Source organism: Celeribacter baekdonensis, assembly GCF_900102315.1.
GTDB classification, from domain to species: Bacteria; Pseudomonadota; Alphaproteobacteria; order Rhodobacterales; family Rhodobacteraceae; genus Celeribacter; species Celeribacter baekdonensis.
Map to the genome: position 1 here is coordinate 482,108 of NZ_FNBL01000001.1, position 20,251 is coordinate 502,358.

Here is a 20,251-nt window from a genome sequence, read left to right on the forward strand (position 1 = left end):
GGATGCCGAAAATCCGTCGCATCACGTTAAGGATGCGCGACGAACGTCAGCAAAGCTGCGGCAGCGGATCACACCCATCGCCTTAAATCAAAGCCCGGCGGTAGAGATGCCATGTCGCGTGGCCCATCACCGGCAAGACGATGAACAGGCCCAAAAACAACGGGATCAAGGCTATGATCGACAATATCGCGATCAGCCCTGCCCAGATCAGCATCACCCAGAAATTGTCTTTGACCACGCGAAACGACAACAGCATGGCGGTGACGAAATCGACCTCTTTGTCCAACAGATGAGGCAGGGAGGTCACCGTGAGAGAAAACAGCAGAAAGGCGAACAGGCTGCCCACGCCCAACTCGACCGCGATCATGGTCAAACCGTTCGGGGTCAAAAACACCTCATAAGAGGAGCTGATATTGGTCATCGCCGAAAGGCCCATGAAGAGGGCAAAAAGCATATGGGCAAAGAACGACCAGAACAGCACATAGATGACGATGATTGCCCCCATCCACGGGATTTGCCGGTCTTTTTCGGCCTTCACAACGCTCAGGACTTGATACCAATCGAGCGCCGCCCCCGCCTCCATCCGGCGAGAGACCTCATAGAGGCCAACGGCGGCAAAGGGTGCAAACAGCGGGAAGGCCAGCGAAAAGGCAAAGGTCCACGCCACCGTACCCGCGCCAAACAGGATAAACCCAAACCCGATCAACACATAGACGGCGGAAAAGAAAATCCCAAAGGCGGGGGCGCGGCGAAAATCGCGCCAGCCGCCGCGCAGGGCGGCGCGTAAATCCGAGATCGTTAAATGCGCCACATCGGGCACCGGGGCCGCAGCCACCGCCTGAACCTGTTCCATAAACTCTCCCTGTCGGCAGTGCGCCGTTCTCCTCGCTGCGAGTTCACGACAAAATGTCGCAGCCTGTCAAGCACGCGTGATATGCAGATCCGCTCTTGACTTAGAGTGCGCTCAAAGCCCTAGGGTCAAAAGCGTCGAAGAAAAGAGGGTGGCATGAAGATCGGAGATTTGGCGAAACGCACCGGGATCACCGCCCACACCATTCGCTATTACGAACGGATCGGGCTTTTGCCCCATGCCCATCGCGATGGCTCCGGGCGGCGCGATTATGGCGAAGACAGCGTGGTCTGGATCGGGTTTCTGTCCCGGTTGAAAACCACCGGAATGCCAATCCGCGACATGCTCCGCTATGCCAAGCTGCGCGCCCAGGGCGACAGCACCGGGCCCGCGCGCGCCGCACTTTTGAGCGAACATCGCGACCGGGTGCGCGCGCATCTGGCCGAGATTCACAGCGCCCTCACCGTCCTCGACACCAAAATCGCCGGATATGGCGAGACTGAAAGGATGGACCCAAATGACGCAGACAACACCAAAGACAACATCACAAACCCGACTGGAGCGCGGCAAAACCGCCTTGGCCGCGATTGACGGTGAGGCGGGCGAAAACGTGATCGCCTCGCTTGCCGGGATCGCGCCGGATTTTGCCACCTACCTGTTGGAATTTCCCTTTGGCGATATTTACAGCCGCCCGGACCTCAGCCTGCGCGACCGCGAAATCGCCACCATCGCCGCGCTTTGCGCCATGGGCACGGCACGCCCGCAATTGGAAGTCCATATTGCCGCCGGGCTGAATGTCGGCCTGACACGGGTGGAGATCACCGAGATCCTGATGCAAATGTCCGTCTACGCCGGATTTCCCGCCGCGCTCAATGGCATTGCCGCGGCCAAGGCTGTGTTCGCGCACCAAGAGGCCGGGAAGCAAGAGGCCGGGGAGATGTCTTAATGCGTCAGCAAATAGGACAGAGGCACGATCGAAACCGCCGCCGCCCGATTGCCCAAGGACCATTCAGCCAGCGCCTGAATCGTCTCGGGTTTTGAGCGACCGAGAAGGACGATTTTCTCGTCGATATTGGCGCGAAAGGCGGCCTGATCCAAAAACCGTTTGATCGCGGCGATGTCTTGACCGCGACCATCGAAATCGCGAAACACCAAGGCTGCGGGCGCATCGGCCCGCTGGGCTTCTTGCTCCAAGGCATTGAGCCCACGCGGGAAAGTCAATATCCCCCGCCCGCTGTCTTGGGCCGTTGCGACAACTTGGGCAGCGATGGTGCGCGAGCTTTGGAAAGTGCCCGAGGGGACGTCCAAAAAACCAATGGACACCGGCACAAGCTCGGCGGCCTGTTGCAAGGTCACAGAAGCGTCTTGCGGTGTCCCCCCTTCGGGCAAGGACACCATGGCCATGACTTCAAGCCCCTTATCGCGGTAGGTTTTGGCCCGATCGCCCGCCCGCGCCGCGACCGCATCGACGGCAAAGGTGACCGGGAACGGCAGTTTGGACAGGATCGGATCATTGGGGCCAAGCACGGCAATATCCACCAAAACGATGCTCATCATTGGCCCCGCAGGTGTCCCGGCGTAATCGGCGGAATAGGCCACAAGGGCGGGAAGATCGTCGGCCAGCACCATGGGGGCGGCACCATCGGCATTCGGCTCTGCGGCAATTGAGGGCAGGCGCACGGATTTGCGGGCATCTTCGCGCTCGGTAAAGGAGCCAACCTTTTCGCCCGGTCGAATCGTCGCTTGCGGCTCACTGAGGGGATCGGTCGTTTGCGGCATCCCGGTCTCTGACGTGCCGGGCATCGCTTTGGGGGCTGGGCCACTCAACACCGGCGCTTCCGGTGCGGCTTCCATCAGAGCGGTGTCGATCGAAGTGCTGTCTGGCATCTCGGTCCTTTCTGGCGCCACATCCGATCCTTCAGGCGTTGGCAGAGGCGCATTTTCCACCGCAAAGGGCAGCGCGTCTGGGGTTTCGGCCTCGGGAGCCAGCCCTTGTGGCGGGGTCAAAACCGGTTCGATCACAGGCGCTTTGGCCGTCTTCTCCATCGTTTCATCAGGGGCGGAGTGCGGCCCGGTGGGAGCGGAGATTTCGGGGGCGGCGGCGGCGGCTGTTTCAGTTTCGGGCGGCGTTTCCTGGCCCTCGGGCGTGCGCACATCGGGCTGGGTGCCGGACCGGTTTGGATCGGCTGCGGCCATATCGGCGGCAATCTCCGGGGCCTCCTCGCCCTCAGGCGCGGTGGTCAAGGCGGGGGTGGTCTCTGTTGTGCCCTCGGGGATCACTTGCGTCTCGGCGGACGCAGGTGCCGCAGGGGGGGATGCCATTGGGGTCGATGCCACAGGGGTCACGTCCAACGTCACAGGTGCGACGATCTCATTTGCGACCGTCAGGATCCCAAATCCAACGACACCGCCCCAAATCAACCCAGTGAAAATTCCCCGCCCCATTGTCTTTGGCGCTCCTTGCCCTGTTGCCGGATGTGTCACGCACATCGGCCCTGTCATTTGCTCTATCGGCCCTTTTACAATCAGCGGTATCAGGCCGTGATTACACCCTTTTGGTCAAGGCGAACCCCTTGACCCCTCAGGGTCCTTGGATCATGTATAACCCGGCTTTATCAAAGGATCATCCCCCTTTCATGCCACAAACCCTCCCCGCGCGGCGCTTGGCCGGTGTCTGTGCGGATTTATGTGCGGATTTCACCGCGTCATGTCACGCCAAAGGACCAAAGCGATGCTGCTTCTGATCGATAATTACGACAGTTTCACCTACAACCTCGTCCATTACATTGGCGAGATGGGGTGGCAAGCCAAGGTGGTGCGCAATGATGCTTTGAACGTGCAAGAAGCCATGGCGCTGCGCCCGTCTGGCATCGTGTTGTCACCGGGACCGAAAACGCCGCATGAGGCGGGCATTTGTGTGCCCTTGGTTCATGCCGCCGCCGATGCGGGCATTCCGTTGTTTGGCGTTTGTTTGGGGCATCAGTCCATTGGCGAGGCCTTTGGCGGCAATGTCGTGCGCTGTCATGAGATCGTGCATGGCAAGATGGGCGAGATTTATCATCAGGGCAAAGGCGTCTTTGCCGGCCTGCCCTCGCCCTTGCAAGGCACGCGCTACCATTCGCTGATCGTGGATCGCGCCACCCTGCCCGACTGTCTTGAGGTCACGGCGGAATTGGCGGATGGCACCATCATGGGGCTGCGTCACAAAACCCTGCCGATTGAAGGTGTGCAATTTCACCCGGAAAGCATCCGGTCCGAACATGGTCACGAGATGATCGGCACCTTCCTCAATCAACTCAAAGCGGAGGAAGCGGCATGAGCGCCCCTGTGAACCCCAATGCGATGAAACCGCTGATTTTTGCCGCCTCCGAGGGGCCTTTGAGCCGTTCGCAAGCGGTGGAGGCCTTTGAAATTCTGTTTGAAGGCCAGGCGACGGATGCCCAGATCGGCGGTTTTTTGATGGCGTTGCGCGCGCGCGGCGAGGCGGTGTCGGAATATGCCGCAGCCGCTTCTGTGATGCGCGCCAAATGCGTCAAGGTTGCGGCGCCTGAGGGCGCGATGGACATCGTCGGCACCGGTGGCGACGGGTTGGGCACGCTCAACATCTCCACCGCCACCGCCTTTGTCGTCGCGGGCGCGGGTGTGCCCGTGGCCAAACACGGCAACCGCAACCTGTCCTCGAAATCGGGGGCGGCCGATGCGTTGTCGGTCAGTGGCGTCAATGTCATGGTCGGCAAGGACGTGGTCGAAGAGGCGCTGCGCGAGATTGGCATCGGCTTTATGATGGCACCGATGCACCACCCGGCGATGAAATATGTCGGGCCTGTGCGGGTCGAATTGGGCTGTAAAACCATTTTCAACATCTTGGGCCCTCTGACCAACCCGGCGGGCGTGAAACGTCAACTCACCGGGGCTTTCGCGCCTGATTTGATCTTTCCGATGGCCGAAACGCTGCAAATGCTCGGCTCTGAAAAAGCCTGGCTGGTGCATGGCGCGGATGGGATGGATGAAATCTCGATCACTGGCACAACGGCGGTGGCGGCCCTTGACGGTGACGTGATCAAGTCGATGGAAATCCACCCCGAAGACGCGGGCCTGCCGGTGCATCGCCTGAAAGACATCCTTGGCGGCACACCGCAGGAAAACAGCGCCGCGATGATTGCGCTGTTGAACGGCGAAACCGGCGCCTATCGCGATGCGGTCCTGTTCAACGCGGCGGCGGCATTGGTTGTGGCGGACAAGGCGACGACCCTGAAAGACGGCGTCGAGATTGCCAAAGAGAGCATCGCCTCAGGTGAGGCCATCGGTCGCCTGACCGCGCTGGCGGAACTGACCTCACGGCACTAAGCCCTCTTTACCGTGACCTAAATACTCAAACAAAAGGGGCCCCAAAAGGCCCCTTTTTCATGTCTGTGCTTTGGCTCAGATCACTTTGTTATAATCTCAGGCCCCATCAACGCATTCGGCAGAACCGTCGAAATCCACGGCACATAGGTCACAAGGATCAAGAACACAAAGAGGATCGCAAGGAACGGCAGGGCTGCGCGGACCACCGCCATCATCGGCATCCCGGCGACGCCGGAGGTGACGAACAGGTTCAGACCCACCGGCGGCGTGATCATGCCAATCTCCATGTTCACCACCATGATGATGCCCAAATGGATCGGATCCACCCCAAGTTCAATCGCAATCGGGAACACCAAGGGCGCGACGATGACGATCAGGCCCGAAGGCTCCATGAACTGGCCTCCGATGAGCAAAATCACATTGACCATGATCAGGAACATGATCTTGCCAAAGCCCGCCGACAGCATCGCATTGGCGATTTGTTGTGGGATTTGTTCATCGGTCAGCACATGTTTGAGGATCAAGGCATTGGCGATGATGAACATCAGCATCACGGTCAATTTGCCCGCATCAAACAGGGTTTGGCGCGTGTCTGGGTGAAACCATGCGGTGAGCAAGGCTTGCGGTTTTCGCAACAAAGGGGTCGGTCCCGCCCCGTTCCGCCCCGCCAGCGGCCCCATGTCGCGATAGACAAAGGAGGCCACAAGGAAGGCATAGACAGAGGCGACGGCGGCGGCTTCGGTCGGTGTAAAGATTGCGCCGGTGATGCCCGGAATGCCATAGATGCCGACCATGATGATGACGATCAACATCAGGCCCCAAAACGCGTCTTTGAACGAGGCGTAGATTTCGCCCCAGCCCGCCCATTCGCCTTTTGGCAGGTGCTTGATGCGCGCGATGACATAGATCGCGATCATCAACATCGTGCCCGCCAAAATCCCCGGAATGACGCCCGCAAGGAACATCCGACCGACCGAGACGTCCACCGCGGAGGCATAGACCACCATCACGATGGACGGCGGGATCAGGATACCCAAAGTGCCCGCGTTACAGATCACGCCCGCGGCAAAGTCCCGCGAATAGCCCATTTTGCGCATCGCCGCGATGACGATGGAGCCAATGGCCACCACGGTCGCAGGCGAAGAGCCGGAAAGAGCTGCAAAGATCATACAGGCAAACACGCCCGCAATCGCCAAACCGCCGTGCATGTGGCCGACGCAGGCGATGGAAAACCGCACGATGCGCGTGGCCACGCCGCCCGTCGACATAAAGCTTGAGGCGAGGATGAAAAACGGGATCGCGAGGAGCGTATAATGCCCGGCCATGGCTTGATACATGGACTGTGCGACGGAGGCCAGGGAGGTGTCGGAGAAGACCAACAAAAAGATCATCGAGGACAGACCCAAAGAGACCGCAATCGGCACGCCGATCAGCAAGAACCCGATGATCATGACGAAAAGAAGAATGACATCCATAGGGGTTATACCTCGTGTTCGGGGTGTGCAGGATGGGATGCGACACGCTCGACGTCTTCTTCGGCTTCATGGGAGACGATCAGGATCGACTGGGTGCCAAGGATGATGCGGATCGTCGCCTGAACCACACGCAGCACCAAAAGGGCGGCTGAGAGCGGGATGATGAAATAGGGCACAACGCGGGGCAGCTTGTCATAGCTGTCGCCATAGTTGATCGCCGCCTCTAACCAGCGGAAAATCCCCAGCATCGGGATTTGATCGGTGACATAAAATGCCCGGTCGCGCACACCCGAGTCGATGCCGGTCGGGAACCAGCGGCCTGTTGTGGGCTGAAGCCCGGCGAAGGGTGCCCAGTAATCCCAGGCCCCTTTCATCAAGAGCGCCGCATAGACGACACAGGCCAGCGCCGACAGCAGCGCCAAAATCCGGTGCCCCCGCGACGGCAACATATTGATCACCGCATCCACACCCAGATGCGAGGTCTTTTTGAACCCGTAAGGGATGCCCAAAAGCACCAGCCAGGCAAACAGGATCAACACCACCTCAAGCCCCCAAATCAGGGAGTCGTTGAACAGGTAGCGCATCACCACATTCACGAAAGTGACCAGCGTCATCAGACCCAAAATCAAAGCGATCAGGTTTTCTTCCAAAGCGTCGAAAAACCCGGCGATGGGCGGTTTAGGCAGGTTGTCTTGAGATTGTGTCATCACTGGCCCCCTCTTTTGGCCCCAGATGCCCAAGCCCGGGCAAAGGATGCGGAAAACGGCCCCGCGACAGATGCACGGAGACCGTTGTTTTTCAAAGGCTTAAGCCTTAGTTTTTGGCATTGATCTCTTGCGCTGCCGCGATGTTGTCTGCGCCGACATCGGCTTCAAACTGTGCCCAAACCGGTTTCATCACGTCGACCCAGGCCTGACGTTGCTCGTCGGTCAATTCGCGGATCACACCGCCTGCCGCCAACACAGCCTGACGGTTGTCTGCGTCCACTTCGGCGATCGCCGCGTTCCGCTCTGCGGTCACTTCGTTCATGATCGTCGCCAATTGATCGCGGGTGTCGGCATCCAGCCCTTCCCACCAATCGACGGAGGTCACGACCATATAGTCAAGCACACCGTGGTTGGTTTCTGTGGTGCCGTCCTGAACCTCAAAGAATTTCTGGCCGTAGACATTGGACCATGTGTTTTCCTGACCATCGACAACGCCGGTTTGCAACGCGCCGTAGACCTCGGAAAAGGCCATCGGTTGCGGCGAGGCATCGAGCGCTTCCATCTGGGCGACCAACACGTCGGAGGGCTGCACCCGGAATTTCAGGCCTGCGGCATCTTCGGGCAACAAAAGCGGTTTGTTGGCAGAGAATTGTTTCAGACCATTGTGCCAGAACCCAAGGCCCAAAAGCCCGCGGCGCACCATGACTTCTTTCATGTTCTGACCGACTTCGGAGCTTTGGAACTCCTCGACGGCATCCATGTTTTTGAACATGAAGGGCAGATCGAAAATGCGGTAGACTTTGGTAAAGGATTCAAATTTCGACAGCGACGGTGCCGCCATTTGAACGTCGCCCTGAAGCATCGCCTCCAACACTTGGTCATCGTTATAGAGCGTGGAGTTCGGGTAGACCTCGACACAGGCTTTGCCGTCCATCTCGGCATTCACGCGCTCCATAAACAGGTTCGCGGCAATGCCTTTCGGGTGTTTGTCGGTGTTGGTGACGTGGCTGAATTTAATCACCATTTCGCCAGCATCACAGCCCATCGTATCGGCAAAAGCCCCGGTTGCGGTGAGCGCGAGTGCGGTGGCAGCGGTTGCGAGAAATTTCATGGGTTTCCTCCCTGTCATGAAATCGAATGTCAGTCGCGGCGCACATGATTTTGCTCCGTGCACCTCTGGGGCAGACCAAACAGGGGCAAGAGATTTGGAACAAGGTTTCGTGACAGGGGCGTGAAAATTTTATAATTCCCTTTATTTTTCATTTGGTTGCAGCACAGATCAAGCGCATAGCAGCCATGCCGCATCTGCATGGTGTGCGGTTCCCCACACGCCCAACTTTCTCAGACGTGCGAAAATCCGCACACATCACAGATATTCAAAACATCGCCACCCGCGCGACTCAGCCCCTGCCGCGTCGCACACATCACGCTCAATTGCGCTCAATTGCGCGCGTTGAAGTCCTGCGCGGCGGCAATGTTGTCAGCGCCCACATCGGCCTCAAACATTTTCCAAACGGGTTTCATCGCATCGACCCAGGCTTGGCGCTGTTCGGGCGTCAGGGTGCGCACGACACCGCCTGCTGCCAAAATCCCCTCTTTGGCCTCCTGATTGACCCGCTCAGACTCGCCATTGCGCGCCACGGTCACCTCATGAAGGATGGTGGCAAACTGATCCCTGACATCCGCATCGAGGCTCTCCCACCAATCGACCGAGGTCACGACCATATAGTCAAGCAACAGGTGGTTGGTCTCGGTTGCCCCGTCCTGAACCTCATGGAACTTTTGGCCATAAATGTTCGACCACGTGTTTTGCTGACCATCCACGACGCCGGTTTGCAACGCGCCATACACCTCAGGAAAGGCCAGCGGTTGCGGGTTGGCGTTCAGGGCGCGCATCTGTTCAATGATCACCTCGGCGGGCTGAACCCGCATTTTGAGTCCGGCCACATCTTCTGGCATGATAAGCGGCCTGTTGGCGGTGATTTGTTTCATGCCATTGTGCCAAAACTCAAGGCCCAAAAGCCCGCGCCGCACCATGCCTTCTTTCATCGCCTGCCCGGTGTCCGAGGCCTGAAACGCATCCACGGCCTCCATGTTTTTAAACATGAACGGCAGATCGAAAATGCGGAATTGCTTGGTGAAGGATTCGAATTTCGACAAGGACGGGGCCGCAAGTTGGACATCGCCCTGAAGCATCGCCTCCAACACTTGGTCATCGTTATAGAGCGTGGCGTTGGGGTAAACCTCCATACAGGCGGTCCCGTCCATCTCTGCGTTCACCCGGTTCACCAAAAGTGTCGCGGCGATGCCTTTCGGGTGTTTGTCTGTGTTCACGATATGGCTGAACTTGATCACCATCTCACCCGGATCACAGCCTTCGGTTCCGGCGAATGCGCCAGAGACGGACAGCGTCAACAGTCCAGCGGCCAAAGCGCAGGTCAAATTTCTCATGGATTTCCCTCCCGTATTTCGTCCCGTGCTTTCGGTCGGGACACGGGCAAGAAACAAAGGCGGCGTGTTTTATGCAAGGTATCAGGTCATGCTTTTGAGGCACCGCAAGGGTCTCAACCGCGATACAATTCCGCCCGCACACCATGGCGTGCGAGTTTGTCGTAAAAGGTTTTACGCGGCAATTTCAACCCTTTAGCGGCCTCAGTGGCATTGCCGCCGTGACGTTGCAGGGCGGCGATCAAAAGCGAGCGTTCGACTTGCGCCAGTTGTTCGGCCAGCCCCAATTCATCCTCTTGCGCCTCGCCTTCGGACAGGCCCATGGCAAAGCGCATCGCTGCATTCATCAGGCTGCGCGCATTGCCCGGCCAATCCTGTGCAATCAGGTTGGAAATCACCTCAGGCGTGATCTCAGGCACAGGCAGGTCGGATTGCTCGCAAGCAATATCAACGTAATGACGGAACAAGGTCGGGATGTCTTCGCGCCGTTCGCGCAGAGGCGGAATGCGGATCACCGCCGCCTCAAGCCGGTAAAACAGATCGGGCGAAAACGTCCCTTCAATGGTCTCATGGCGCAGATCGGCATAGGTGCCCGCAATCAGGCGCGGGCGATCATGACCTTCGAGCAGTTCCAAAAGCGCGAATTGCGTCGGGCGCGACAGGGCAACGATTTCATCCAAAAACACCGAACCATCTTTGGCGGCCTCAAAGGCAGCGGCGAGGCTTTCGGGGGTTTGCGACACCGCCGGAAATTTCAAAAACGGTGCCATGGAGCCCGCCGAGAGCAAATGCACCACCTCGGCCATTTTCGCGGTGCCCACGCCCGGCTCGCCCGTGACCAACACATCGGCGGCGGAGCGCGCCACGGCGCGGGCCTCTTCGCGCATCCGTTTGGAGAACTCGGAGGTGCCGCGCAACAGCCGTGCGGCGGCGTCACCCTGTGCCACTTGCCGTTTCAACCGCCGGTTTTCCAACACCAAGGCACGGGTTTTCAGTGCCTTTTCGACCACGGCAATCAGGTCTTTCGGGGCGCAGGGTTTTTCCAAAAAATCAAAAGCTCCAGACGAAATGCCGCGCACCGCCATCGGCACATCGCCCTCCCCCGTCAACAAGATCACCGGCAATTCCGCATCGACCGATTGGGCAAACTCCAATAAGGCAAAACCGTCTTTGCCGGGCATCCGAATGTCGGACACGATCACCCCCTCAAAGCGGGGCGTGATGTGATCTTTGGCCTCGATATAGCTGCCCGCCAAGGTCGGCACGAGATGGGCCAGCTCCAGCGTCTGCCCCAAAGCCTCACGCACCGAGGCGTCATCATCGACCAATAAAACCCGCTCCACGCGCCCTGCCCGGTTCATTCACTGGTCTCCTGTGTCCTATCTATACGCGCCGGGATCAACTCGATGGTAAAGATCGCGCCCGAAATCGCCCCCTTGGGAGACTGACCGTCTTTGGCGCGGTTTGCACCGCGAATACGCCCGCCAAAGGATTGGATCAAGCCGTAAGAAATCGACAGGCCCAGGCCCATGCCCTCGGACGCGCCAACCTCTTTGGTGGTGTAGAACGGATCAAAGATTTTGTCCGGCTCGGCGATGCCCGGCCCGGTGTCGGCCACGGTCAGCCGGGTGGGTGTACCCCCCTCCTGGCCCGCAAATATGCGAATCTCGATCCGTTTATCAGGACTGTCCGACATCGCGTCCACCGCATTGGACAACAGGTTCATCACCACCTGTTGGAGCCGCACCTCGCCGCCACGCACCCAGACCGGTTCCCCCGGCGTCCAGTCCAAAGTGACCCCCGCCCGCGCGACCTTGCCCATGGTCATTTCCAAGGCTGCCTCAACCACTGCGGTCAGTTCGACATTGGTGATGGTCTCGGATTCTTGCCGGGCAAAGGCGCGCAGGTTTTTGATGATCCGGCCCATGCGGCGCGCGAGTTCGGAAATCCGGCCCAGATTTTCCGCCGCCTTGGCCGCATTGTCGCGCTCTAAAAATGCCTGTGCATTCTCGGCAAAGGACCGGATCGCCATCAGCGGCTGGTTCAATTCGTGGCTGATCCCTGCCGACATTTCGCCCAAGGCCGAAAGTTTCCCGGCCTGCACCAAATCGGCTTGGACGCGTTTGAGGCGGGCTTCGGCCTCAAGCCGTTCTGTGACCTCTCGGGTCAGGTCGCGGTTGGCAATTTCTAGGGCTTGGGTGCGGGTCGCCACGCGGGCCTCCAACCGTGTGTTGGCCTCGGCCAAGGTGCGTCTGCGTTCGCGGGCGAAAAACCAAAACGTCGCAAAGACCAAAGCCAGCGCCGCCGCCATCCCGGCCTGAAGGCTTGAGAGCGCGATCACCGGTTTGAGATCCATCAGCAATTCGGCCTCCAAGCCGATGACAGGCAAGGGCCGGGTGATGTGCAGCGCGGGCGAGGGAATATAGGGCCCGGCCTCATGCATCCAAAGATCATGGCCCGAAATCTGACGGCGCGCGGTGACCGGCATCGGCCCGGCCAAGCCGCCACGCAGCACCAATTCGGAGCGGTTGGAGACGAAGACCACGCCATAGTCATCGGTGAAATAAATCGCCGAGGGTTCCGTCGGCCAGCCCCATTCCAACAGGCCGATGTTGACGTTGACGATCACGGCGGCGCGGGCCGGGCCACCCGGATCAAACACCGGGGCGGCGAACACATAACGGCGCTGCTGGTCTGTATCGACAAAATGCGCCACGCCCAAAGCCCCGCTCATGGCACGGTTAAAGGCGGCTTGGGCCCCTTTGGGCAGGGTCTGTTCGCCCGCCGCAGCCAGAACAGTGCCATCGCGGGCCACCAACATCAGTGAATGCGCACCGGTTTTATCGGCCAGATTTTGCAACACATTGGTGGTGGCGCGGGCGACGTCCGCAGATTGATCGGGGCTGAGCGCGCGCGCCCAAACAGTGGGGTGATCCGACAGGAACACTGCCAATTCGCGATAGCGTTGTAACCCGGTGGTCAACCGATCAGAGGCCAAGGCCAAATCAGATGCGCCCCGTGCAGACGCCTGATCCAATCCCGCCCGAAAACTCAAGCCAAAGACCAAAAGCCCAAAGGCTACGACAGCGACAAACATCCCCAACGCCAAAGACAGGCGGGGGTGGGCCGGGGGGGTGGCCGGATCAAGGGCTGGGCTGGGCTCTGTGGTCATCTTGGCCGAGAGTAGAAAACCTGTCTTGCAAAGGAAAGCGGTTCCCGACAAGTTCGCGGCATGAAAAACAGATCACGAAAACACAGAAGAATGAAAAAACACAGCCAATGAAAAAACTCAGCTGCGCCCCCACCGATCCCGGTTTTGTCCAAAACCCTTATCCGTTTTACGATCAACTGCGTGAGGCGGGTCGCATGGTGTGGTGGGAAGACTTGGGCCTTCCGGTGATTGCAGGTTATGACGGCGTGTCAATGGCGCTGCGTGACGCGCGGTTTGGCCGCGAGGCGCCAAGCGGGTTTGAACCCGACATCCCGGCGCATCTGCGCCCGTTTTATGACATCGAAGACCATTCGATGTTGGAGCTTGAGGGCGATCGGCACAAGCGGTTGCGGGGGCTGGTGCTGCGGGCGTTTACGTCGCGGCGGATCAAGGGCTTGGTGCCCGATCTGGAAGAGATCACCAATGATTTGATTGACCACTTCCCGCAAGACGCGGATTTTGATCTTTTGCCCCTGTTTTGCAAGATGGTGCCAGTGCGGATTATTTGTCGGCTTTTGGGCGTGCCCGAGGCAATGAGCGAACAGCTTTTGGCCTGGTCCAACGCCATGGTCGCGGTCTACACGCCGGGGCGCACGATTGAGATCGAGAGGGCGGCAGCAACCGCCGCCACAGAGTTTGCCGCCTTTATGCGCGGCTATATTGACGAACGTCGCTCCTCCCCCGCCGATGATCTGATCACCAGCCTGATTGCCGCAGAGGAAGAGGGGGAAAAACTCTCGACCGATGAGTTGATCACCACCTGCATTCTGTTGCTGAACGCCGGCCATGAGGCGACGGTGCACAGCCTTGGCATCGCGGTGAAGACGCTTTTGGAGCAGAACACACCGCGAGAGATGATCATGGACGCGCGCATCGACGGGGTGATCGAAGAGGTGATCCGCTTTGATCCGCCGCTACATCTGTTTCAGCGCTGGGTGTATGAGGACACCAGGTTTTTGGGCCAAGAGCTGAAACGTGGCGACAAGATCGGGCTTTTGCTCGGCGCTGCGGGGCGTGATGATGACGCATGGGACGATCCGAATGTGTTTGATCCGACCCGTCCGGTGAAACAAAACATGGCCTTTGGCGCCGGTCTCCATTTTTGCGTCGGCGCGCCTTTGGCGCGGCTTGAACTGCGGGTGGCCTTGCCGATCCTGTTTGCCCGCTGTCCCAACCTGCGCCTGACGGAACCGCCGCGCTATGCACCGACCTGGCATTTTCATGGGCTGGAGCGGCTCATGGTGCGAACCTGATGGCACGTTTGACATCTTTCCTTTGACCCCAACCCAAGGTATTCCAAGCCCCATGGCAACCGTACTCGATAAAATCAAAGCCTATAAACTCGAAGAAGTGGCTGCGGCGAAAACCGCCGTGCCGCTCCCGGAGTTGGAGGCGACAGCCAAGGCCCAAAGCCCCGTGCGCGGCTTTGGCTTGGCGTTACAACAGGCCGCGACGACCGGCTATGGGTTGATCGCGGAGGTCAAAAAGGCCTCCCCCTCCAAGGGCTTGATCCGGCCGGATTTCGATCCGCCCAGCATCGCCCGCGCCTATGAGGCGGGCGGCGCAACCTGTCTGTCGGTGCTGACCGACACGCCGTCCTTCCAAGGCGCACCGGAGTTTTTGGTGCAAGCGCGCGCGGCGGTGTCCCTGCCCGTCTTGCGCAAGGATTTCATGTATGACCCGTATCAGATCACCGAGGCTCGGGCTTGGGGGGCAGATGCGATCCTGATCATCATGGCCTCCGTGTCTGACGCACAAGCGGTTGAGTTGGAAGACGCGGCCTTTGCCTGGGGCATGGATGTGTTGGTCGAGGTGCATGACGCCGAGGAATTGGAACGGGCACAAGTGTTGAAATCGCCGCTTTTGGGCATCAACAACCGCAATCTCAAGACCTTTGAAACCACGCTGGACACCACCCGCACCCTCTCCAAACTCGCCCCTCCCGAACGCACACTGGTTTGCGAAAGCGGGCTGTTCACGCCCGAGGATCTGGCCGATATGGCCGGTTTTGGCGCGCGCTGTTTCCTCATTGGCGAAAGCCTAATGCGGCAAGAGGATGTCGAGGCCGCAACCCGCGCGCTTTTGGCGAACCCTGCCCCAGCCAAGCTGTAACGGAGGCTCCCATGGCCGATCTCACCCATTTCGACGACGGCGGCAACGCCCATATGGTCGATGTCTCCGGCAAGGCGGTGACCGACCGTTTGGCCGTGGCGGAGTCTTCGATCACGATGACGCCTGAGACGCTGGCCTTGGTCACGCAGGGCACGGCGAAAAAGGGCGATGTGTTGGGCGTGGCGCGGCTGGCGGGCATTATGGGGGCGAAAAAGACCGCTGATCTGATCCCTTTGTGCCATCCTTTGCCGATCACCAAAGTGACCTTGGATTTGGAACCGGACGAGACCCTGCCCGGCGTGCGCATCCGCGCCACGGTGAAGACCTCGGGGCAAACCGGCGTCGAGATGGAGGCGCTGACCGCCGCCTCGATTGCCGCCCTGACCATTTACGACATGCTCAAAGCCGCTGAAAAAGGCATGGAAATCGGGCCAACTCGATTGCTGCGCAAAGAGGGTGGAAAATCCGGGATGTATGAGGCAGATCAATGATTTCTGTCGCGGACGCGCTTGAAAAGGTCTTCGCGCTTTGTACCCCGCTTGATGTGGAAACCGTGCCCCTGCGCCGCGCCCATGGCCGGGTCTTGGCCAAGGATGCCGTGGCCAAACGCGACCAGCCGCCCTTTGCCTCTTCGGCGATGGATGGCTACGGGGTTTTGGACCTTGATGTGCCTGTGGGGATGCAATTCACCGTTATCGGTGAATCCGCCGCAGGCCACGGGTTTGACGGCACTTTGTCCAAAGGGGATGCCGTGCGCATCTTCACCGGCGCACCTGTGCCAGAGGGCATCACCCGCGTGATCATCCAAGAGGACGTGACCCGCGAGGGCGATGTCATCACCGTCACCGAGACCTTGTCAGAGAACACCAACATCCGCCCCCTTGGCGGCGATTTCCGCGTCGGCGACATCGTCTCCGCCCCCCGTCGCCTGAGTGCACAGGATGTGGCGCTTTTGGCCGCGATGAACATTCCCGAGGTCACGGTCAGCCGCCGCCCTGTCGTGGCGCTGATCGCGACCGGCGACGAATTGGTCATGCCGGGCGAGACGCCGGGACCGTCGCAAATCATCGCCTCCAATTCGTTTGGCTTGGCCGCGATGATCGAAGAGGCGGGCGGGATCGCGCGGATGTTGCCGATTGCACCCGACAATGAGACCGCGTTGCGCGCGACTTTCGAGTTGGCCCAAGGCGCGGATGTGATCGTCAGCATCGGCGGGGCCTCGGTGGGCGATCATGATTTGGTCGGCAAGGTCGCCACTGACATGGGCTTGGATCGGGCGTTTTACAAAGTGGCGCTGCGGCCCGGCAAGCCTTTGATGGCGGGGCGTTTACAGGGCGCTGTGATGATCGGCCTGCCGGGCAATCCGGTGTCCTCTTTGGTGACGGCCAAGCTGTTTTTGATCCCCGCACTCTGCGCGATGCAAGGCCTGCCCGCCGCCCCTGCCCCGCGTCATAAAGCCCCGCTTTTACAGGATATTTCCGCCAACGGCCCGCGGGCCCATTATATGCGGGCGCGGCTTGAGATGGGCGGCATTCGCCCCTTTGAGCGCCAAGACAGTTCTCTAATGTCGATCCTGTCCTCGGCCAATGTGCTTTTGGTCCGCCCGCCGCTTGACCCGGCGCGCATATGCGGAGAAATCGTCGACTATATTGCGCTCTGAATCGCGTACCACATGTCACTTTGACGCCTTTTCATAAAATTTTCCAAATCCACCGCACGTTTTAACTCCGAATTAACCAAGCTCCCGTCTTCTCTGCTCAACAGGTCCAAAACCTTGCGGTCCAAAAGGAGAGGAACGTTGACACATTTCGGGAACGACGGTAGAACATTGTCAGAACATGGTGCAAAACCCGTCTGGGGACTTGCGGACAATGGCGGACCTGTCGCCTTTGGACAAAAGGGTCAGAGTGGGCGTGATGACCGATCAATGATGCGGATTTCGGGCGCGATACCGTCCGTGCCGGTGCATTGGGTCAAAACGCTTTCGGGGGATGCCGTGACCCACGGCCCGATCCAGTCGGGACCAAACGATCCCGAACCGGGGAAGAGGACCGAGCAGATGCTGACACGCAAACAACTCCAGCTGTTGGAATTTATCAACACGCGGATGCACAAGGACGGCGTACCACCCTCCTTTGATGAAATGAAAGAAGCGCTGGATCTGCGCTCGAAATCGGGCATTCACCGCTTGATCACCGCTTTGGAAGAGCGCGGATTTATTCGCCGCCTCGCCCACCGCGCCCGCGCCATCGAGATTGTGAAACTGCCCGAATCCATGGGTGGTCCATCCACTGCACCAACCTCCGCCGGATTTTCACCGCGCGTGATCGACGGCGACCGCCCCAACAGCCCGCCGCCAAGCCATGCTTTGGATGTCGAGGTGGTCTCTGCGATCAACCTGCCGATCATGGGCAAAATTGCCGCGGGCGTGCCGATTGAAGCGGTCTCTGACGGGGCGATGAACGTGGCTGTGCCAGGGTCGATGCTTTCGGGCCGCGGCAATCACTACGCGCTTGAAGTCAAAGGCGAATCCATGATTGAGGCCGGGATCAACCACGGCGACATTGTGGTCATCCGCGAGACCTCAAATGCCAACAATGGCGACATCGTTGTGGCGATGGTCGAAGGCTATGAAACCACGCTCAAACGCTACAAGCGTCAAGGCGACATGGTGGCTTTGGAGGCGGCAAACCCGGCCTTTGAAACCCGCGTGCTGCCCGCCCATCAGGTTGAGGTACAGGGCAAGCTTGTGGGTCTGATCCGCAGCTATTGATCGCGCATTGCTTAAAGCGTTCCGCCTTTCCCTGTTTCAGGTGAAAGGGTGACGCTTTAGATGTGAAGCCGCCGCCAAAGGAACCTTTGGTGGCGGTTTTTTTGTGATTTCGTTTCCGTCATGTTTTTCGTTTCCGTCAGCTTAGTGCCTGTTCGCCAAACGCACCGCATCGGGGGTGAACCGTGTTCCCAAAACCATGGGCGGCAATGCATCGCGCGCCTCTCGCGCCTCGCCCGCGCGTGGCCCACGCAAGGCGGGCGTGTTCCACAGACGCACACCGGAGGTGGCATAGGCCGTGCGCATCTCCACCGTATCGCCCCGAGGCGCGAGCGCCAAAGCACCGCTTTGACGGAGGAAACCAACATCAATCAACAGACAGCCCTCCGGCACCGCCTCCTCCCAAAGCTGATTGACCACCACGAAATCATGGCTGGCGCAGGCCGTGCGCGTGGCCTCCTGCCACCCCCGTCCGCTGACATGGGCAATGCGCAGGCCAGACAGGTCCAAAACCGGCATGTCGCGAGCGGCGGCCGTGATTTGATCGGCAAAATCGCCGTCATTTTCCAACCAGACGGAGGCGACAAACCCGGCCCCTTTGGCTTTGTTCAGCACCCGCCCCTCAGCCCCCATCCGACCGACCAAACTGCCATCATCCGAGATCAAAAGCGCGGGCCGATCCGCCATGGACCAAAGCACAAACCCGGCCAACACCGGCAAGATGCCCAAAAGCTGGCCACGCCCACGCCAAAGGATAACAAAAATCCCGCCGATCGCGATGAGCGGCAAGGTCTCGGGCGGCGGGGCGGCAAGGTGACTGACCGCGCCGTCCCAGCCCGAGACCATATGGGCCACCGCCAAAATCCACCGGATGCCACCGCCCATAATGGCAAGGGCAAGGCCTTGCAGCCCCAAGGGCGTCAGCAGAAGTGCTAAAATGGCGGCGGGCATGATGACAGCGCCCATCATCGGCACGGAAATCACATTGGCCAACAGGCCGAAATCCGCGATGCGATTGAAATGCGCAGCAGCAACCGGAGCGGTGGCGATCCCCGCGACGGCAGAGGACAGAACGACCGTGGCGACCCCGCGCAGCCAATTGGGCCAGCCCGACATCAACCGCAATCGACGCACGATGCTGAAGACCGCGACAAGGGCAGTTGTGGCGGCAAAAGACATTTGAAAGCCGGGTTCAGGCAGGACTTCGGGACGCAACACGAGGATCAAAAGGGCAGCAATGGCGACGGCGCGCAAAGAGATGGCTTGGCGGTCCAACAGCACGGCGACAAGCATGACTGCAACCATGACAAAGGCGCGTTCGGTGGCGACGTTGAAACCGGAGAGCGCGAGGTAAAACAGCCCTGCGGCCAATGCGCCGGAGGCGGCGATTTTCTTGAGCGGCCAGGTGAGTGCTGCGCCGGGGATCATGGCAAGACAGAGGCGCAGGGCAAAGAACACGGACCCGGTCAAAAGCCCCATATGCAGGCCGGAAATCGCCAAAAGATGCGACAGGTTGGCCCCGCGCAGGGCCTCGGCCGTGTCCAAAGTGATGCCGGATCGGTCGCCGGTGAGGATGGCGGCGGCGAAGGCGCCGGGTTGGCCGGGGATTTGGGATTGGAGGGTAAAGGACAGGGTTTGGCGCAAACGATGGACCCAGAGCGTAAGCGAGCGATCGGTATCAGCGATGCGCAGCGCGGGCACGCGAGTGTAACCGACCGCGCCCAATTTGTCGAACCAGGCCATGCGTTGAAACTCGAACGCGCCGGGTTCAGAGGGGCCGGAGGGTGGCGACAAATGGGCGGTCAGTGCGAGGCGCATACCGGGTTCGGGGGCGACAAAGCTTTGGTCGCCATACAGCGAAATACGCACTTTATGCGGCGTGCGGTCCGGGGCAAAATTTCGCAACGTGACCTGATCCAAAGTCAGGCGCAGGGCGTCGGAGGCGGAGCGGTCGATATGGACCACCCGCCCCTCGACCGGGCCGTAATAGCGGAAGGTCAACACCGGCTCAGAGACCATATGGCTGCGCAACCCTGCCGCGAAAAAACCCATTGAAACCGTCAGCATCGCGATCAACAGAGGGGCTACGCGCGGCGGGGTTTTGATCAGGGCCAAAAGGCCCAGGATGACCCCGGCGAGGATCACGCCCAGCAGGGTGACCGAGGGCTCCAGAGGTTGGGCGAAAAACACGCCAATGCCGATGCCGAAACACACCGGCAGCCAAAGGAAAAGCCGCCCGCGTTGCGCGTCGACGATATCGAGAGGGACCTGTGCAATGAGCGTGAAGAGGCGCACCCTTGTTTCCCTATCCCCGTTCCCTTATTCCGTGCT

Annotated in this window: 18 protein-coding genes; 9 read left to right on the forward strand and 9 right to left on the reverse strand. The window is 59.7% G+C overall.

Annotated features, from left to right (window positions below):
* Positions 1–82 precede the first annotated feature (82 nt).
* Positions 83–853: a DUF2189 domain-containing protein gene (locus tag BLT54_RS02380; protein ID WP_074640645.1), complete on the reverse strand. Its 771-nt coding sequence runs from the start codon at positions 851–853 to the stop codon at positions 83–85.
* A 153-nt stretch (positions 854–1,006) separates the two neighbouring features.
* On the opposite strand from BLT54_RS02380, the gene BLT54_RS02385 reads away from it, so the two are divergent.
* Together BLT54_RS02385 and BLT54_RS02390 are read left to right on the forward strand one after the other, a co-directional pair.
* Positions 1,007–1,441: a MerR family transcriptional regulator gene (locus tag BLT54_RS02385; protein WP_074640648.1), complete on the forward strand. Its 435-nt coding sequence runs from the start codon at positions 1,007–1,009 to the stop codon at positions 1,439–1,441.
* The gene (locus tag BLT54_RS02390; protein WP_074640650.1) at positions 1,368–1,796 is read left to right on the forward strand and encodes a carboxymuconolactone decarboxylase family protein; all 429 of its coding nucleotides are present in this window, start codon (positions 1,368–1,370) and stop codon (positions 1,794–1,796) included. The genes BLT54_RS02385 and BLT54_RS02390 overlap by 74 nt, the downstream gene beginning before the upstream one ends.
* Here the strand turns inward: BLT54_RS02390 and BLT54_RS02395 are convergent.
* The gene (locus BLT54_RS02395) at positions 1,793–3,295 is read right to left on the reverse strand and encodes a divergent polysaccharide deacetylase family protein (RefSeq protein WP_074640653.1); all 1,503 of its coding nucleotides are present in this window, start codon (positions 3,293–3,295) and stop codon (positions 1,793–1,795) included. The genes BLT54_RS02390 and BLT54_RS02395 overlap by 4 nt on opposite strands.
* Before the next feature lie 286 nt (positions 3,296–3,581).
* On the opposite strand from BLT54_RS02395, the gene BLT54_RS02400 reads away from it, so the two are divergent.
* Together BLT54_RS02400 and trpD are read left to right on the forward strand one after the other, a co-directional pair.
* Positions 3,582–4,169: an anthranilate synthase component II gene (locus BLT54_RS02400; RefSeq protein ID WP_009571480.1), complete on the forward strand. Its 588-nt coding sequence runs from the start codon at positions 3,582–3,584 to the stop codon at positions 4,167–4,169.
* Positions 4,166–5,197: an anthranilate phosphoribosyltransferase gene (gene trpD, locus BLT54_RS02405; protein ID WP_074640655.1), complete on the forward strand. Its 1,032-nt coding sequence runs from the start codon at positions 4,166–4,168 to the stop codon at positions 5,195–5,197. The genes BLT54_RS02400 and trpD overlap by 4 nt, the downstream gene beginning before the upstream one ends.
* Before the next feature lie 80 nt (positions 5,198–5,277).
* On the opposite strand, the gene BLT54_RS02410 is transcribed toward trpD, so the two are convergent.
* The 6 genes from BLT54_RS02410 to BLT54_RS02435 all read right to left on the reverse strand — a co-directional run bounded on the left by BLT54_RS02410 (position 5,278) and on the right by BLT54_RS02435 (position 12,999).
* Entirely contained in the window at positions 5,278–6,672 is a 1,395-nt protein-coding gene (locus BLT54_RS02410; protein WP_074640658.1) for a TRAP transporter large permease, read from the reverse strand.
* Positions 6,673–6,677: 5 nt separating this feature from the next.
* The gene (locus tag BLT54_RS02415; RefSeq protein ID WP_074640660.1) at positions 6,678–7,379 is read right to left on the reverse strand and encodes a TRAP transporter small permease; all 702 of its coding nucleotides are present in this window, start codon (positions 7,377–7,379) and stop codon (positions 6,678–6,680) included.
* A gap of 106 nt (positions 7,380–7,485) precedes the next feature.
* Positions 7,486–8,490, reverse strand: coding sequence for a DctP family TRAP transporter solute-binding subunit (locus BLT54_RS02420; protein ID WP_074640663.1), 1,005 nt, complete (start codon positions 8,488–8,490; stop codon positions 7,486–7,488).
* 329 nt (positions 8,491–8,819) lie between these two features.
* Positions 8,820–9,830 (reverse strand): DctP family TRAP transporter solute-binding subunit, encoded by a 1,011-nt coding sequence (locus tag BLT54_RS02425; RefSeq protein ID WP_074640665.1) that lies wholly within the window; start codon positions 9,828–9,830, stop codon positions 8,820–8,822.
* A 113-nt stretch (positions 9,831–9,943) separates the two neighbouring features.
* Positions 9,944–11,188 (reverse strand): sigma-54-dependent transcriptional regulator, encoded by a 1,245-nt coding sequence (locus BLT54_RS02430; protein WP_074640667.1) that lies wholly within the window; start codon positions 11,186–11,188, stop codon positions 9,944–9,946.
* Entirely contained in the window at positions 11,185–12,999 is a 1,815-nt protein-coding gene (locus BLT54_RS02435) for a sensor histidine kinase (RefSeq protein ID WP_074640669.1), read from the reverse strand. The genes BLT54_RS02430 and BLT54_RS02435 overlap by 4 nt, the downstream gene beginning before the upstream one ends.
* Before the next feature lie 107 nt (positions 13,000–13,106).
* On the opposite strand from BLT54_RS02435, the gene BLT54_RS02440 reads away from it, so the two are divergent.
* From BLT54_RS02440 to lexA, 5 genes are all read left to right on the forward strand, one after another.
* Positions 13,107–14,291, forward strand: a complete 1,185-nt coding sequence (locus tag BLT54_RS02440) for a cytochrome P450 (protein WP_074640672.1) — start codon at positions 13,107–13,109, stop codon at positions 14,289–14,291.
* Positions 14,292–14,343: 52 nt separating this feature from the next.
* Positions 14,344–15,150: an indole-3-glycerol phosphate synthase TrpC gene (gene trpC, locus BLT54_RS02445; protein WP_074640674.1), complete on the forward strand. Its 807-nt coding sequence runs from the start codon at positions 14,344–14,346 to the stop codon at positions 15,148–15,150.
* Positions 15,151–15,161: 11 nt separating this feature from the next.
* Positions 15,162–15,641, forward strand: coding sequence for a cyclic pyranopterin monophosphate synthase MoaC (moaC, locus tag BLT54_RS02450; RefSeq protein ID WP_074640677.1), 480 nt, complete (start codon positions 15,162–15,164; stop codon positions 15,639–15,641).
* Complete coding sequence (locus tag BLT54_RS02455) at positions 15,638–16,810, forward strand: molybdopterin molybdotransferase MoeA (protein ID WP_074640679.1); 1,173 nt, start codon at positions 15,638–15,640, stop codon at positions 16,808–16,810. The genes moaC and BLT54_RS02455 overlap by 4 nt, the downstream gene beginning before the upstream one ends.
* A 399-nt stretch (positions 16,811–17,209) precedes the next feature.
* On the forward strand, positions 17,210–17,923 hold the full coding sequence (lexA, locus tag BLT54_RS02460) for a transcriptional repressor LexA (RefSeq protein ID WP_074641456.1): 714 nt from the start codon (positions 17,210–17,212) through the stop codon (positions 17,921–17,923).
* A 141-nt stretch (positions 17,924–18,064) separates the two neighbouring features.
* On the opposite strand, the gene BLT54_RS02465 is transcribed toward lexA, so the two are convergent.
* Positions 18,065–20,215: a ComEC/Rec2 family competence protein gene (locus BLT54_RS02465; RefSeq protein ID WP_074640682.1), complete on the reverse strand. Its 2,151-nt coding sequence runs from the start codon at positions 20,213–20,215 to the stop codon at positions 18,065–18,067.
* Positions 20,216–20,251 lie beyond the last annotated feature (36 nt).

Bases quoted from the DNA above. Each gene is read 5' to 3' on its own strand.
- BLT54_RS02380 (WP_074640645.1), bottom strand. From the start codon at position 853: ATGGAACAGGTTCAGGCGGTGGCTGCGGCCCCGGTGCCCGATGTGGCG.
- BLT54_RS02385 (WP_074640648.1), top strand. From the start codon at position 1,007: ATGAAGATCGGAGATTTGGCGAAACGCACCGGGATCACCGCCCACACC.
- BLT54_RS02390 (WP_074640650.1), top strand. From the start codon at position 1,368: ATGACGCAGACAACACCAAAGACAACATCACAAACCCGACTGGAGCGC.
- BLT54_RS02395 (WP_074640653.1), bottom strand. From the start codon at position 3,295: ATGGGGCGGGGAATTTTCACTGGGTTGATTTGGGGCGGTGTCGTTGGA.
- BLT54_RS02400 (WP_009571480.1), top strand. From the start codon at position 3,582: ATGCTGCTTCTGATCGATAATTACGACAGTTTCACCTACAACCTCGTC.
- trpD (WP_074640655.1), top strand. From the start codon at position 4,166: ATGAGCGCCCCTGTGAACCCCAATGCGATGAAACCGCTGATTTTTGCC.
- BLT54_RS02410 (WP_074640658.1), bottom strand. From the start codon at position 6,672: ATGGATGTCATTCTTCTTTTCGTCATGATCATCGGGTTCTTGCTGATC.
- BLT54_RS02415 (WP_074640660.1), bottom strand. From the start codon at position 7,379: ATGACACAATCTCAAGACAACCTGCCTAAACCGCCCATCGCCGGGTTT.
- BLT54_RS02420 (WP_074640663.1), bottom strand. From the start codon at position 8,490: ATGAAATTTCTCGCAACCGCTGCCACCGCACTCGCGCTCACCGCAACC.
- BLT54_RS02425 (WP_074640665.1), bottom strand. From the start codon at position 9,830: ATGAGAAATTTGACCTGCGCTTTGGCCGCTGGACTGTTGACGCTGTCC.
- BLT54_RS02430 (WP_074640667.1), bottom strand. From the start codon at position 11,188: ATGAACCGGGCAGGGCGCGTGGAGCGGGTTTTATTGGTCGATGATGAC.
- BLT54_RS02435 (WP_074640669.1), bottom strand. From the start codon at position 12,999: ATGACCACAGAGCCCAGCCCAGCCCTTGATCCGGCCACCCCCCCGGCC.
- BLT54_RS02440 (WP_074640672.1), top strand. From the start codon at position 13,107: ATGAAAAAACTCAGCTGCGCCCCCACCGATCCCGGTTTTGTCCAAAAC.
- trpC (WP_074640674.1), top strand. From the start codon at position 14,344: ATGGCAACCGTACTCGATAAAATCAAAGCCTATAAACTCGAAGAAGTG.
- moaC (WP_074640677.1), top strand. From the start codon at position 15,162: ATGGCCGATCTCACCCATTTCGACGACGGCGGCAACGCCCATATGGTC.
- BLT54_RS02455 (WP_074640679.1), top strand. From the start codon at position 15,638: ATGATTTCTGTCGCGGACGCGCTTGAAAAGGTCTTCGCGCTTTGTACC.
- lexA (WP_074641456.1), top strand. From the start codon at position 17,210: ATGCTGACACGCAAACAACTCCAGCTGTTGGAATTTATCAACACGCGG.